This is a genomic window from Gordonia sp. (in: high G+C Gram-positive bacteria), from assembly GCF_047600565.1.
Classification (GTDB): Bacteria; Actinomycetota; Actinomycetes; order Mycobacteriales; family Mycobacteriaceae; genus Gordonia.
Map to the genome: position 1 here is coordinate 361,884 of NZ_JASGKN010000001.1, position 13,703 is coordinate 375,586.

The window sequence follows — 13,703 nt, forward strand, 5'->3', positions numbered from 1 at the left end:
TTCACGGCATGGGCACATCGAAAGGGATACTGAATCCATGGCGACCATCGAACAGACCGCCGCCGACCCGGCCGACTTCCGCGTGCACGTGGTCGCCGAGTCGATCCGGCTGTTCAGTGAGAACGGCTACGACGCCACCACCGTCGACGACGTCGCGGCGGCGGCGGGAACCTCGCGGCGCACGCTGTTCCGGCATTTCGGGTCCAAGGAGGATCTGATCTTCGCCGATCACGAGTCGCTGCTCGATCAGGTGTCGCAACGTCTGGACTCGGCCGGTGACGAGGACCCCTGGTGGGCCGTCTGCGAGGGCGCCGAGCTGGTGTTCGCGCATTTCGCCGCCAACTCCGATCTCGCGGCACGCCGGTACGCGGTGGTGTCCCAGACGCCGGCGCTCGCCGACCGTGAGCGGGTGACCGCGTCCCGGTACCAGCGTCTCTTCGAGAGGTTTCTGCAACAACGGCTGCCGGGGGTACCGCGCGTGCAGACCGTGTCGTTCGCGGCAGCGGTCACCGGTGCCCACAATCATCTGTTGCGGCGCATGAGCCGCGGGGATGCGGCAGCGACGGCGGCCGCCCTGAACGAGGAGTTGAGCCGGCTTCGGTGTGCGCTCGCCGGCTGAGGTCCACGGGTTGACCTGACCGGCCGGACCTGGTGAACTTGTAGCCGACCACCGGGTGGCACTCAGTGCCACCGCTGCGGTGCCGCCCCTGTGGGCCGACCCGGCCCCACGCACGAGGAGAAAAGCATGGCCTTCGGCAATCCCGACTTCGATCTGTTCCAGCTTCCCGAGGAGCACCAGGCGCTGCGCGAGGCGATCCGCGACCTGTCCGAGAAGCAGATCGCCCCCTACGCCAAGGACGTCGACGAGAACGCCCGCTTCCCGGAGGAGGCCCGCAAGGCCCTCGTGGACGCCGGCTTCAACGCCGTCCACGTCCCCGAACAGTTCGACGGCCAGGGCGCCGACTCGGTCGCCGCCTGCATCGTCATCGAAGAGGTCGCCCGCGTCGACGTCTCCGCATCGCTGATCCCCGCAGTCAACAAGCTCGGCACCATGGGCCTGATCCTGTCCGGTGACGACGCCCTCAAGTCGAAGGTGCTGCCGTCCATCGCCTCCGGTGAGGCGATGGCCTCCTACGCGCTGTCCGAGCGTGAGGCCGGCTCGGATGCGGCGTCGATGAAGACCCGCGCCCGCAAGGACGGCGGCAACTGGGTCATCAACGGCTCCAAGTGCTGGATCACCAACGGTGGTCAGTCCACCTGGTACACCGTCATGGCCGTCACCGACCCCGAGAAGGGCGCCAACGGCATCTCGGCGTTCATGGTCCACAAGGACGACCCCGGCTTCACCGTCGGCCCCCTCGAGCACAAGCTGGGCATCAAGGGCAGCCCCACCGCCGAGCTGTACTTCGAAGACTGCACCATCCCCGAGGACCGGATCATCGGCGACGAGGGCACCGGCTTCAAGACCGCTCTCGCCACCCTCGACCACACCCGGCCGACCATCGGCGCGCAGGCCGTCGGCGTCGCGCAGGGCGCGCTCGACGCGGCCATCGCCTACGTCAAGGACCGCAAGCAGTTCGGCAAGACCATCAGCCAGTTCCAGGGTGTCGAGTTCATGATCGCCGACATGGCGATGAAGGTGGAGGCCGCGCGCCTCATGGTCTACACGGCCGCCGCCCGAGCCGAGCGCGGCGAGAAGAACCTGGGCTTCATCAGCTCGGCGTCCAAGTGCATGGCCTCGGACGTGGCCATGGAGGTCACCACCGACGCCGTCCAGCTGTTCGGCGGCGCCGGTTACACCACCGACTTCCCGGTCGAGCGCATGATGCGCGACGCCAAGATCACCCAGATCTACGAGGGCACCAACCAGATCCAGCGTGTCGTCATGAGCCGCGCGCTGCTGAAGGGCTGATCCGCCCCGAAACGCCACGACGCCCCCGCCGGAATCCGGTGGGGGCGTCGTCGTCTCCTAAGTGAGCGTGAGGTCGGTGTGTTCGGTGGCCGCGATCGCCGTCAGCGAGTCCGTCGACGGATCGTCGGACCAGACCAGCGCGGCACCGGCCACCAGGGGAGCGAGCAGGTTCGACACGATCCCGTCCGCCGTATGCCACTCGCGTGCGCTGAGCACCCGGCGTCCGGCGGTGATCCCGTCGCCCGCGGCGGCTGTGCGCGCGCCGGCCAGGACCGCGTCGGCCGACAGCTCGTTCAGTCCGGCGGCCGGGACCCCGTTGGGCAGGTAGCCGTCGCCGTGCGGGCGGACGGTGTCACCGAAATCGAGGGCATGGGGCGGCAGGCCGGGCACCCGGCCGGCGAACGGATCCAGAGGCACGACGACCAGATCCTGGGCGTCGCCGTGATCCTCGGCGCGGTCGATCGAGGTGAACGTGACCAGGGCGTCCGGATCCGTGCCGACGGCCACCCGGGCACCGGACCACCACGCACCGAGCAGGATCGCCGCCGACTGCCAGTGCTCGGGCAGATCGACCAGCACCGTGTCGCCGGGCATCACGCCGGCCTCGTCACGCAGATAGTTCGCGATCTTGGCGGCCCAGTTCTCGAGCGTGATACCGGACAGCCCGATCCGCTGATCGCGTCCGTAATAGGTCAGGAGCGGACGGGCGCGGTCGCCGATCGCCCCCAGTACGGCACCGGTCACCGTCGCGTCGGCCATGGTCCTAGTTCACGCAGACGGGGCCGTTGGTGTCGGCCTTGATCGGGGCGGACGCCGCGGCGGCGGCCCGATCGGCTCCGGACTGCGAGGAACCGTCGTTGGCGTTCTCGCCCTGATCTCCGGTGTCCGACAGGGCGCCCATACCGGTGTACGTGTTGGTCAGCACGGCGCGCAGGCGGTCGTCGGGCAGCGACGGATCGGCCTGGATGGTGATGTCGCCGCCGAGATCCTTGACCAGCTGCTTGGCGCCCTCGCTGTCGACCTTGCGGGCGAAGACGATCGAGTCACGCGAGTTCATCGGCTTGGTGGAGGTGGTGCCGTCCAGATAGCCCTTGCCCATCAGCAGTCCCTCGACATTGGTGGCGAGACCGTCCACGGTGCCTGCGTTGACCACGTCCACGTGATAGGCGCCCCGGCCGTCGTTGGCCTTCGGATCGGTCTTGCCGAGCTGTCCGCTCACATAGTTCTTGACCTGGGTCGGATCGACCTCGACCACGCTCTGCGTACCGTCGTCGCTCCAGCCGTGATCGGTGACCACCGGGATGGTCGTGAACTTGACGTTGCCGCCGGTCAGATTCTTCATCTGGTCGGCCAGGCTCACCACGTCCCAGCCGTCGTCCATCACGACGGATCGGGAGACGGCGCCTTCGAGCTCTTTGAGCTTGGTCGGATTGGTCAGGGTGCCCGCCGACAGGATCTTCTGCGCCAGGGACGCCATGTAGACCTGCTGGCGCTTGATGCGGTCGAGATCGCCGCGCGGCAGATCGTGGCGCTGACGCACGAAGCTCAGGGCCTTCGGTCCGGTCAGCGTCTGCTTGCCGGCCCGGAAGCGGGCGCCCGACAGAGGCTCGTTGACCGCGTTCTTCAGACAGACGTCGACGCCGCCGACGGCGTCGGTGAGCAGCGCGAAGCCGAGCAGACCGACTTCCGCGTAGTGGTCGACGGTGACGCCGGTGAGGTTGCCGACCGTTTCGATGAGGGCCCGGCGGCCGGCCTCCTCGCCCATCTGCTCGGCCTGCTTCTCGCTCTTGCCCGATTCGACGGCGCGCCGGCGCACGCCTTCCTTGGTGGTGCCGTAGGCCGAGTTGATCTTGGTCTTGCCGATCCCCGGGACGTCGACGTACGAGTCGCGGGGGATCGAGATGGCGGTGGCCGCCGAACCGTCGTCGGGGATGCGGATCAGCAGGATGGTGTCGGTCGACGTGGTGACGTCGTCGCCCACGCGCAGCCACTTGAGTTCGTCGGGCGAGAGCGGGTTGCCTTTGGCGTCGACGCGCGAGTCGGTGCCCACCAGCAGGATGTCGGTGGCGCCGTCGGTGCTGCCGCCCAGCCCGAGGCCGCCGAGCAGGGTGACGCTGGAGTTCAGGCTGTTGACCTTGCCCCAGGCCAGGCCGGTGATCAGCAGCACCATGACGGTCAGGAACACCACGATGCCGCGACCGACGGTGCGCGGGGTGAGCGGCAGTGCCTTCAGCAGGCCCGAGGTGCGCCGGCGGACCGGTGCCCCGGCGGTGGCCGGACGTGTGCGCGCGGCTGTGGGCCGAGCGGTTCCGGGGGTGCGCTGCTGCGGACGCCCGTCCGGGCGGCGTGGGCGGGTGTGGATCTCCGAGGAGCTGGTGCGGGTGCCCTTGCGGGGATTGGCTCCCGGCGTGCGCACCGGCTGGGACCGCTGGGGTCCGGCGGGTCGCGGCGGGGTGGCGGCGTCGACGGGCGACGGGCGGCGCTTGCGCCCCTGCGCCGGAGCCGGCCGGGCCTGGCCATCACGTCGTGCGTCCACTCTCGCGGATCCCTTCGATGGTGCTGGTGTGAAAAGTGTTGTCTTCCGCAGCCTACTGGTGCACACGGCGACTTCCGTGGCGCTCGAGGGCCGTGTCGCGCACCCGATACGGCACGATGGACCCATGCAGACCCCGACGGTGTACGTCCTCGGTGCGGGCGGCCAGCTCGGCCGGGCCCTGGCCGGCACCCGCCCGGACACCGCGCCGATGATCGCACTCACCTCCCGCGAGGCCGACCTGACCGACCCGGCGTCGTTGCGTGCCGCCCTGAGCGGCCTGCGGGCCGGCGACGTGGTGATCAACGCCGCCGCCTACACGAACGTCGACGCCGCCGAAACCGACCGGGACGCGGCCTTCGCCGTCAACGCCGAAGGAGCGGCCCACCTCGCGACGGTCACCGGGGCCGCCGGCGCCCGCCTGATCCACGTGTCCACCGACTACGTCTTCGGACCGCACACCCCGGCCGCCGCACCGCTCGAACCCGGCGATCTGGATCCGGCCGATCCACCCGCCACCGTCTACGGCGCGAGCAAACTCGCCGGCGAGACCGCGATCACCGACCGCGACCCCGGCGCAGTGATCGTCCGCACGGCCTGGGTCTACACCGGCTACGACGGGGCGCCGGACTTCGTCGGCACCATGCGCCGCCTGGAACGCGAACGGGACACCGTGTCCGTCGTCGACGACCAGCGCGGCTCACCGACCTATGCCCCCGATCTGGCCGCCGGCCTGTGGGAACTGGCGGGCTCGGACGTCCACGGCACCGTCCTGCACGCCGTCAACGCCGGCGACGGCACCTGGTACGACCTCGCCTGCGGCGTGTTCACCGGGCTCGGCGCCGACCCGCAGCGCGTCCGGCCGTGCACCACCGACGAGTTCCCGCGCCCGGCGCCGCGCCCGCGCTACTCGGTCCTGTCCGGCCGGTCCTGGGCGCAGGCCGGTCTGACGCCGCTCCGGGACTGGCACGACGCCCTGACCGCGGCACTGGCCGGGCCGCCGGCGACCTCCGGCTAATCTGAGGCCGTGACTTCACCGATCGCCGTGGTGACCGTGACCTATTCGTCCGGTGACTACCTGCACGAGTTCCTGCGCACCCTGGACGACGCGACCAGCCGTCCGGTGCAGGTGGTGATCGCCGACAACGGATCGGTCGACGGTGCGCCGGAGAAGGCGGCCGCCGACCGCGACGACGTGACCCTGGTGCACACCGGCGGCAACATCGGCTACGGCGGGGCGGTCAACCGGGGCGTGGCCGAACTGAGCAGACTCTCCGGCGATGAGCCGCCGTCGGAGTTCATCGTCATCGCCAACCCGGACATCGAATGGACGCCCGGCTGCCTCGACGAGCTGCTCGCGGCCGCCGAGCGCTGGCCGCGCGCCGGGGCGCTCGGGCCGCTGATCACCGAGCCGGACGGCACCGTCTATCCGTCGGCGCGGCGCGTCCCGGACCTGGTCTCCGGGACCGGGCACGCCGTCCTCGGCGCGGTGTGGAAGAGCAATCCGTGGACCGTCGCCTACCGCAACGAGGATGCGCAGGTCAGCGAACGGCCCGTCGGCTGGCTGTCCGGCTCGTGCCTGCTGCTGCGGCGTGAGGCCTTCGACGCCATCGGCGGATTCGACTCCCGGTACTTCATGTTCATGGAGGACGTGGACCTCGGCGACCGGCTCGGCGCGGCCGGCTGGCTCAACGTGTTCGTGCCGACGGCGACGGCGGTGCACGCCAAGAGCCACTCGGTGTCCAAGCATCCGGAGAAGATGATCCCCGCGCACCACGACAGCGCCTATCGCTTCCTGGCCGACCGTCACCGGGGCCCGCAGTGGGCGCCGGTCCGGGTGGCGTTGCGCGCGGGCCTGACCGTTCGTGCGAAGATCGCGGTCACCGCAGCACTGCGTGAACAACGGCGTGAGAACGAGGAAAGGTCCCACGGTGGCTCCTGACGTACAGGCTCTGATCCTGGTCGGCGGCAAGGGCACGCGTCTGCGTCCGTTGACGCTGTCGGCCCCCAAACCGATGCTGCCCACCGCCGGGCTGCCGTTCCTGACGCATCTCATCTCGCGCATCCGCGACGCCGGCATCACCGACATCGTGCTCGGCACGTCGTTCAAGGCGGAGACGTTCTCCGAGTACTACGGCGACGGCTCCGACCTCGGCGTGAAGCTGACCTACGTCACCGAGGACGAGGCGCTGGGCACCGGCGGCGGCATCCGCAACGTCTACGACGTCCTGACCGCCGACAACGTGCTCGTCTTCAACGGGGACGTGCTCGGCGGCACCGACATCCGCAAGGTGCTGGCCATGCACGAGAAGTCGGGCGCCGAGGTGACGCTGCACCTGGTCCGGGTCGGCGATCCGCGCGCGTTCGGCTGCGTGCCCACCGACAAGAAGGGCCGGGTCACCGCGTTCCTGGAGAAGACTCAGGACCCGCCCACCAATCAGATCAACGCCGGCACCTACGTGTTCAAGCGTGAGGTGATCGGGGAGATCCCGGCCGGCCGTGCCGTCTCGGTGGAGCGTGAGGTGTTTCCGAAGCTGCTCGCCGAGGGCCGCCACATCCAGGCCTACGTCGACAAGGCGTACTGGCGCGACATGGGCACTCCGGAGGACTTCGTCCGCGGGTCGGCGGACCTGGTGCGCGGCATCGCGCCGTCGCCGGCGCTCGACGGCGTCAAAGGCGAGTCGCTGATCAAGGACGGTGCCACCGTCGCTCCGGATGCCGTGCTGATCGGCGGCACCGTGGTGGGTGCGAACGCTCAGATCGGTCCGCTGGCGCGCCTGGACGGCGCGGTGATCTTCGACGGCGCGATCATCGAGGAGGGCGCCGTCGTGGAGCGCTCGATCGTGGGCTTCGGTGCGCGGATCGGCCACGGCGCGCTGATCCGTGACACGGTGATCGGCGACTCGGCCAGTATCGGCAGCCGCTGCGAACTGCTCGGCGGCGCGCGCGTCTGGCCCGGTGTGCAGATCCCCGACGGCGGGGTCCGCTTCTCCACCGACGTGTGATCGACCACGCCTCAGCGGGCCTTCGCGGCCGCCAGCAGACCCGAGCCGACCGGCACGACCGCCGGGATCAGATCGTCGTTCCCGGCGATGATGCCGGCCGCCTCGCGCGCGGCGAGGGTGCGGGCATCGGTGCTGTCGCGGTCGGCGATGGTGCCGTCCGCCGACGCGTTGTTCAGCACCACCACGCCGCCCGGACGCAGAATCCGGACCGCCTCGGTCACATACGACGGGTAGTTGAGCAGCGTGCCGTCCACGAACACCACGTCGTACGACGCGTCGGCCAGCCGGGTCAGCACGTCGGCCGGGCTGCCGGTGATCATGCGGGTGCGGCTCGCCGGAATCCCGGCGTCGGCGAACGCCTGCTTGGCGGCCCGATGGTGCTCGGACTCGGGGTCGATGGTGGTGAGGACTCCGTCCGACGGCATGCCCGCCAGCAGCCACAGGCCGCTCACCCCGCCGCCCGTGCCGATCTCCACGACATGCTTGGCGTCGGAGATCCGGGTGAACAGCGACAGCAGGGCGCCGGTGGCCGGCGACACGCTGGGGGCACCCAGTTCGTCGGCCCGGGTGCGGGCCGCACGCAGGGCGTCGTCCTCGACGATGGCGGCGTCGGCATAGGCGGCCAGGTCGGTCTTCTTGCTCATGAGGTCGAGCATCCCACGGTGGGCGCGCGCGGCGACGTCAACGCGCCGCGACATCCTCAGGTAACACTCAGCCCGATAACAGCGCCGCCACACTCCCATGCGCGAGGGTGTGTTCATGTCGAACACTGCTGGGTATTCGGGGACCGCCGGATTCGACGCGACCGGTGACCACACGCTCATGCCGTCGTGGGACGACCTGGTCGCCGAGCACGCCGACCGCGTCTACCGGCTCGCGTACCGCCTGTGCGGCAATCAGCACGACGCCGAGGACCTGACCCAGGACACCTTCATCCGTGTGTTCCGTTCCCTGAACAACTACAAGCCGGGAACCTTCGAGGGCTGGCTGCACCGCATCACCACGAACCTGTTCCTGGACATGGTGCGCCGCCGGAACAAGATCCGGATGGAGGCCCTCGAGACCGGCTACGAACGGCTGAGCGACGGCACGCCCGACCCGCAGCAGGCGTTCGCCGACGCCAACCTGGACCCCGACCTGCAGCAGGCCCTGGACTCGCTGGCCCCGGAGTTCCGTGCCGCCGTCGTCCTGTGCGACATCGAGGGACTGTCGTACGAGGAGGTGGCGGCGACGCTGGGCGTCAAGATGGGCACCGTGCGCAGCCGAATCCACCGCGGCCGCCAGGGCATCCGCGACTTCCTGGCCGCCCGCGGCTACACCGACAGTCGCTCGGTGGCGGTCGGTGCCGACGCCTGAGCTCGGCCACCCGCGGCGGCGCGGTCCGATAAGCTGGGACACCGGCGGTCCCCCTCCGTTCCGCGGAGGTCATCGGGGCCGGAGGACGCGAGCCGGAAGCGAGGTGGGAAACGTGGCTTCACCTCGTCGTTCCCGCCGTTGGTCGCCGGCGGCCGCCTCCTTCGCCCCCAATCCCGACTTCCGTACCGGACGGGCCTTCGCCTCGACCGATCACCTGGCCGCCGACGCGGTCGTGGCCTACGTCGACGGCGTGTTGAGCCCGACCGCACGATCCCGCGCCCAGGCACACCTGGATCTGTGTGAGGCGTGCTCGTCGGAGGTGGCGGCCCAGGAGGCCGCGCGCGCCGCACTGCGGTCGTGCTCCACCGACGTTCCCGCTCCACAGACCCTGCGCGGCCGGCTGAACAGCATTCCCACCAACGAGATCGACCTGCGCGCGGTCGGCGAACGCACCGACGGTGAGGCCACCGAGCGGTGACCGATCAGACGACGGCCGCCGACGAGTGGTCGGGAGACGGCGGTGGGCGGCATGCGGCGTCCCCGCGCCCGGTGCTGCCCGACTCGCGGCCCGCGATCCCGCCGGTGTCGCCGGAGACCACGGCCGTGTTCGGCCGCCCCGCCGGGGTGACCGGCTCGTTCACCACGACGCCGTCGGACGCGCCGCAGCCGGAGGTCCGGGCACCGGATCCGGTACTCGCCGAGGCGTTCGGCCGCCCGGCCGGTGCCACGCAGACCCTGCAGCGCGACCCGTACGCCACCTACGGCACCGAGCCCGACGACGACGCACCCGCCGATCCGTGGCGCGACCCGTCGAGCGTCGCCGCGCTCGACGGCCCGGCACTGACCGATCCGGAGGCCGCGACACCCACCGTGGCGGGCCCGAAGCTGGGCATCCGCGACACCCTGTTCGGCGGCCGCGTCCAGTGGTGGGCCCTGGCCACACTCGGCATGGTCGCCCTGCTCATCGGCGTGGTCGGCGGCCTGATGGGCCGATGGACGGCCGAGGTGGTGCCGCCGGTCAACTCGAACTCGGTGAGCCTGAACGTCGACCACTCCGACACCGAGGCCACCTCGGACGTCGCCAAGGTGGCGCAGGCCGTGGCCCCGTCGGTCGTGATGATCGAGGCGCGGACGGCCGGCGGCGGCGAGTCGGGTTCCGGTTTCGTGGTCGACAAGATGGGTTACATCGTCACCAACAACCATGTGGTGTCGATGGCGGCCAACGACAAGGAGGCCAAGCTCGAAGTGGTCTTCTCCGACCACAAGCGGGTGCCCGCCCGGATCGCCGGCCGTGACCCGAAGACGGATCTGGCGGTCATCAAGGTCGACGATGTGAACAATCTGACCGTCTCCAAGCTGGGCGACTCGTCCAAGCTGCAGATCGGTGAACCGGTGATTGCCTTCGGTGCCCCGCTCGGCCTGGACCGCACGGTCACCACCGGCATCGTCAGCGCCCTCGACCGCGCTGTGCCGCTGCGTCCGGACGCCACCTCCGACACCGATGCGGTGATCAACGCCATCCAGACCGACGCGGCGATCAACCCGGGCAACTCGGGTGGCCCGCTGGTGGACGGCGACGGCCGCGTGATCGGTGTGAACACGGCGATCGCGGCGGCCGGCGGCGGCTCCATCGGTCTCGGTTTCGCCATTCCGATCGATGAGGTCGTTCCGGTCAGCCAGAAGCTGATCAAGGACGGCAAGGTGAACCACCCGCAGGTCGGGGTCACCGCGTCGACGGTCCGCAACGATCAGGTGTACGGCGCGCAGCTCAAGGACGTCGCCGCCGGCGGCCCGGCCGCGAAGGCGGGGCTCAAGGAGAACGACGTCATCACCGAGTGGAACGGCAAGGACATCCAGGGCGCCGACGAATTGACGGTCGCGATCCAGCGGTCGAAGATCGGTGACAAGGTGAAGTTCACCTACTGGCGTGACGGCCGCACCTTCCACGGTGAGATCACGCCCGAGAGCGACTAGAGGCGAGCGATGTTCAGCAGTGTCGGCTGGGGCGAGGTCCTCGTCCTGGTGGTCGTCGCGCTCGTCGTTCTCGGTCCCGAGCGTCTTCCCGGCGCCATTTCGTGGGTGATGGGCTCACTGAAGAAGGTGCGTGACTACGCGAACGGTGCGTCCAACGAACTGCAGGAACAGTTGGGCACCGATTTCGATTCGATCCGGGAACCGCTGCAGCAGTTGAACGAACTGCGCGGCATGACGCCGAAAGCGATGATCACCAAGCACCTGTTCGACGGGGACTCGTCGACCATGGATTCGCTGGAGAACTCGGTCCGCGGTGCCGTCGACATCGACCCGTTCGGCCCCTCGCAGCCGGTCACCTCCCGGCCCACCTCGGTGAGCGACGGGGCGACGCAGGCCGATCCGTCCCGCCTCGACGGCGGCGTGGCCGCGCCACACACCCCGGCCCCGGCGACCCCCGCCCGCAAGCACGACGTCACCGACTGGGACGCCACCTAGACGCTAGAGCAGGCTGTTCTTGTCCTGGTTGCGGACGGTGTCGATGCCCAGGCTCATACCGGCCAGGCCGCGTTTGCGGACGGCCAGCTTGTCGGCGATCGCACGGAGAGCGGCTCCGGCGGCCGAGTCGGGCTTGGACAGCACCACCGGCACACCCTCGTCGCCGCCCTCGCGCAGATCCTGTTCCAGCGGCACCTGGCCGAGCAGCTCGACCGGGGCACCGACGGCGCGGGTGAGACGTTCGGCGACCATCGCGCCGCCGCCGGAACCGAACGGTTCCATCCGGGTGCCGTCGGGCAGCTGCAGCCACGACATGTTCTCCACCACGCCCAGAATCTTCTGACGGGTCTGCAGGGCGATGGCTCCGGCACGCTCGGCGACCTCGGCGGCCGCCTGCTGCGGTGTGGTCACCACCAGGATCTCGGCGCCCGGGATGAGCTGTGCGATGGAGATGGCTACGTCACCGGTGCCCGGCGGCAGATCGAGCAGCAGGACGTCCAGGTCGCCCCAGTAGACGTCGGCCAGGAACTGCTGCAGTGCCCGGTGCAGCATGGGGCCACGCCAGGTGACCGGGGTGTTGCCGTCGGTGAACTGACCGATCGAGATGAACTTCACGCCGTGACTGTTGGGCGGCATGATCATCTGCTCGACCTGCGTCGGCTTGGCGTCGCTGCCCAGCATGCGCGGCACCGAGTGGCCGTAGATGTCGGCGTCCAGCACCCCCACCGACAGGCCGCGATCGGCGAGTGCGGCGGCCAGATTGACGGTGACGCTCGACTTGCCGACACCGCCCTTGCCGGACGCGATCGCGTACACGCGGGTCAGGTTGCCGGGCTTGGAGAACGGGATCTCCGGTTCGGCGCGGTCACCGCGCAGCTTCTTGCGGAGCTCGGTGCGCTGCTCGTCGTTCATCACGTCGAGCTCCACCCGCACCTCGCCGACACCGGGGACGTCGGACACCGCGGTGCGCACCTTGTCGGCGATCTCGTTGCGCATGGGGCAGCCGGAGGTGGTCAGGTAGACGCCCACGTCGACACTGCCGTCGTCGCCGACGACGACGGATTTCACCATGTCCAGATCGGTGAGCGGCTTCCCGATCTCCGGATCGGAGACCTTGGACAGCGCCGAGCGGACGGCGGATTCGGTGGGAGTGCCTGCAGTCGTCACCCGTCCAGGGTATCGCTGCGGCCCGGACGGCCTCGCGCGGCGTCGAGCCTAGCGGGGAGTGGTCTTGACGGTCGGCTGCTTCTGCGGGCTCTGCTGCGGCGCCTTCTTCTGCTGCGGCGACGGGGCGGTCGGCAGAACGCCGTCGGGCAGGCACAGGGTGCCCAGGCACTGGCCGGGCTGCTTGGTCTTGGACGGCGCGGTCGACTGCGGGGCGCCCGACGGATCGGCCGGAGTGGTCTCGCCCGGCTTCGGGGTCTTCTTGTCGTCCTTCTTCTTGGCCGTCGTCTTGCTGCCGTTGTTGTCGGCGGGACTGTCGGCCATCTCCGGAATGCCGCCGGTCGGCACGGTGCCGGTCGCGTACGCGGCGGCCCAGCCGAGGACGTTGTTCACGTACGCCATCGAATGGTTGTAGCGCAGGACGGCGGCCACCTTGTTCTGGCCGCTCATGATGTCGGTGACGCCCGAGCACAGGTACTTGCCGGCCGTGTAGGTGGCATCGAAGATGTTGTCCGGGTCGGCTTTGCCGTCGCCGTTGCCGTCCGCGCCCCAGGTCTTCCAGGTGCTCGGGATGAACTGCATCGGACCCATCGCGCGGTCGTGTGCAGGATCGCCGTCGAGGGCGCCGCCGTCGGTGTCGTGGATGACCTCGTTGCCGGCGAGGGAGCCGTCGAGCACCGGTCCGCGGATGGGGGTGCGGGTCTCGCCGGTGTCGTCGACGTTACCGTCGCCGGCATGCCCGGACTCGATGCGGCCGATGCCGGCCAGCAGGTACCAGGGCAGTTTGCACTGCGGGTCGTCGGTGGCGACGCGGGTGGCGGCCAGCTTGTAGGCCTGCAGCACGACGCCGGGGATGCCGAGGGGGCCGCTGGGCAGGTCGGCGGCGATCCGGAACTGGGGATCGAGACCGTCGAGCGACGTGCCGTTGGCGGGGGGAGCGAATCCCTGCAGCGTGGTGACGCTGGCCGGGACGGACTGGGCGATGACGGCGGCCTGTTCGGCGGTCAGCACGGTGGCCTCGTTCGAGACGGACGGATCCTGCGATCCGCTCGCGGCGAGCGACGTGCTCGAGGTGGTGCCGACCAGCATGGCGGCACCCACGGCGGTCACGCCGGTGGTCAGTGCGATGCCGCGCCACGGCACGACGCCGTCGCTACGACGAGGCCCCCGTCGGAATCCGATCCCCATTGATCCCTGCAACTCCAGTTCGTACTGTCGCGAAATCATCCGAAGCGTGAGCTCCGGATGACGACTGTGACCCAGC

The 13,703-nt window shown here is 70.0% G+C and carries 14 protein-coding genes; 9 read left to right on the forward strand and 5 right to left on the reverse strand.

What is annotated here, in order from left to right; genetic code table 11:
- Positions 1–37: 37 nt before the first annotated feature.
- Together QM774_RS01770 and QM774_RS01775 are read left to right on the forward strand one after the other, a co-directional pair.
- Positions 38–619: a TetR/AcrR family transcriptional regulator gene (locus QM774_RS01770; protein ID WP_414974255.1), complete on the forward strand. Its 582-nt coding sequence runs from the start codon at positions 38–40 to the stop codon at positions 617–619.
- A 126-nt stretch (positions 620–745) separates the two neighbouring features.
- Positions 746–1,912: an acyl-CoA dehydrogenase gene (locus QM774_RS01775; RefSeq protein WP_414974256.1), complete on the forward strand. Its 1,167-nt coding sequence runs from the start codon at positions 746–748 to the stop codon at positions 1,910–1,912.
- A gap of 57 nt (positions 1,913–1,969) precedes the next feature.
- Here the strand turns inward: QM774_RS01775 and QM774_RS01780 are convergent, their stop codons facing one another.
- Both QM774_RS01780 and QM774_RS01785 read right to left on the reverse strand, forming a co-directional pair.
- Entirely contained in the window at positions 1,970–2,671 is a 702-nt protein-coding gene (locus tag QM774_RS01780; RefSeq protein WP_414974257.1) for a TIGR03089 family protein, read from the reverse strand.
- A 4-nt stretch (positions 2,672–2,675) separates the two neighbouring features.
- A complete protein-coding gene (locus tag QM774_RS01785) occupies positions 2,676–4,448 on the reverse strand; it encodes an LCP family protein (protein ID WP_414974258.1) in 1,773 nt (590 codons plus the stop codon).
- A gap of 124 nt (positions 4,449–4,572) precedes the next feature.
- Between QM774_RS01785 and rfbD the strand changes: the two genes are divergently transcribed.
- From rfbD to QM774_RS01800, 3 genes are read left to right on the forward strand one after another with little or no spacing between them, the layout of a single operon-like run.
- On the forward strand, positions 4,573–5,463 hold the full coding sequence (gene rfbD / locus QM774_RS01790) for a dTDP-4-dehydrorhamnose reductase (RefSeq protein ID WP_414974259.1): 891 nt from the start codon (positions 4,573–4,575) through the stop codon (positions 5,461–5,463).
- Between the two features lie 9 nt (positions 5,464–5,472).
- Complete coding sequence (locus tag QM774_RS01795; RefSeq protein WP_414974260.1) at positions 5,473–6,387, forward strand: glycosyltransferase family 2 protein; 915 nt, start codon at positions 5,473–5,475, stop codon at positions 6,385–6,387.
- Positions 6,377–7,450 (forward strand): sugar phosphate nucleotidyltransferase, encoded by a 1,074-nt coding sequence (locus QM774_RS01800; RefSeq protein ID WP_414974261.1) that lies wholly within the window; start codon positions 6,377–6,379, stop codon positions 7,448–7,450. Before QM774_RS01795 ends, QM774_RS01800 begins: the two co-directional genes overlap by 11 nt.
- Positions 7,451–7,461: 11 nt before the next feature.
- Here the strand turns inward: QM774_RS01800 and QM774_RS01805 are convergent, their stop codons facing one another.
- Positions 7,462–8,094, reverse strand: coding sequence for an O-methyltransferase (locus QM774_RS01805; protein ID WP_414974262.1), 633 nt, complete (start codon positions 8,092–8,094; stop codon positions 7,462–7,464).
- Positions 8,095–8,209: 115 nt separating this feature from the next.
- Here QM774_RS01805 and sigE point away from each other — a divergent pair, with 115 nt between their 5' ends.
- The 4 genes from sigE to tatB all read left to right on the forward strand — a co-directional run bounded on the left by sigE (position 8,210) and on the right by tatB (position 11,275).
- Positions 8,210–8,806 (forward strand): RNA polymerase sigma factor SigE, encoded by a 597-nt coding sequence (gene sigE / locus QM774_RS01810; RefSeq protein WP_414974263.1) that lies wholly within the window; start codon positions 8,210–8,212, stop codon positions 8,804–8,806.
- Between the two features lie 112 nt (positions 8,807–8,918).
- Complete coding sequence (locus QM774_RS01815; protein WP_414974264.1) at positions 8,919–9,284, forward strand: zf-HC2 domain-containing protein; 366 nt, start codon at positions 8,919–8,921, stop codon at positions 9,282–9,284.
- Complete coding sequence (locus QM774_RS01820; protein ID WP_414974265.1) at positions 9,281–10,780, forward strand: trypsin-like peptidase domain-containing protein; 1,500 nt, start codon at positions 9,281–9,283, stop codon at positions 10,778–10,780. Before QM774_RS01815 ends, QM774_RS01820 begins: the two co-directional genes overlap by 4 nt.
- A gap of 9 nt (positions 10,781–10,789) precedes the next feature.
- On the forward strand, positions 10,790–11,275 hold the full coding sequence (gene tatB / locus QM774_RS01825) for a Sec-independent protein translocase protein TatB (RefSeq protein WP_414974266.1): 486 nt from the start codon (positions 10,790–10,792) through the stop codon (positions 11,273–11,275).
- Between the two features lie 3 nt (positions 11,276–11,278).
- Here the strand turns inward: tatB and QM774_RS01830 are convergent, their stop codons facing one another.
- A complete protein-coding gene (locus QM774_RS01830) occupies positions 11,279–12,442 on the reverse strand; it encodes an Mrp/NBP35 family ATP-binding protein (protein WP_414974267.1) in 1,164 nt (387 codons plus the stop codon).
- Positions 12,443–12,490: 48 nt separating this feature from the next.
- Positions 12,491–13,627 (reverse strand): lytic murein transglycosylase, encoded by a 1,137-nt coding sequence (locus QM774_RS01835; protein WP_414976559.1) that lies wholly within the window; start codon positions 13,625–13,627, stop codon positions 12,491–12,493.
- Positions 13,628–13,703 lie beyond the last annotated feature (76 nt).

What these genes read in the sequence shown, in the direction of transcription:
- QM774_RS01770 (WP_414974255.1), top strand. Translation starts at nt 38, where the DNA reads ATGGCGACCATCGAACAGACCGCCGCCGACCCGGCCGACTTCCGCGTG.
- QM774_RS01775 (WP_414974256.1), top strand. Translation starts at nt 746, where the DNA reads ATGGCCTTCGGCAATCCCGACTTCGATCTGTTCCAGCTTCCCGAGGAG.
- QM774_RS01780 (WP_414974257.1), bottom strand. Translation starts at nt 2,671, where the DNA reads ATGGCCGACGCGACGGTGACCGGTGCCGTACTGGGGGCGATCGGCGAC.
- rfbD (WP_414974259.1), top strand. Translation starts at nt 4,573, where the DNA reads ATGCAGACCCCGACGGTGTACGTCCTCGGTGCGGGCGGCCAGCTCGGC.
- QM774_RS01805 (WP_414974262.1), bottom strand. Translation starts at nt 8,094, where the DNA reads ATGAGCAAGAAGACCGACCTGGCCGCCTATGCCGACGCCGCCATCGTC.
- sigE (WP_414974263.1), top strand. Translation starts at nt 8,210, where the DNA reads ATGTCGAACACTGCTGGGTATTCGGGGACCGCCGGATTCGACGCGACC.
- tatB (WP_414974266.1), top strand. Translation starts at nt 10,790, where the DNA reads ATGTTCAGCAGTGTCGGCTGGGGCGAGGTCCTCGTCCTGGTGGTCGTC.
- QM774_RS01835 (WP_414976559.1), bottom strand. Translation starts at nt 13,627, where the DNA reads ATGGGGATCGGATTCCGACGGGGGCCTCGTCGTAGCGACGGCGTCGTG.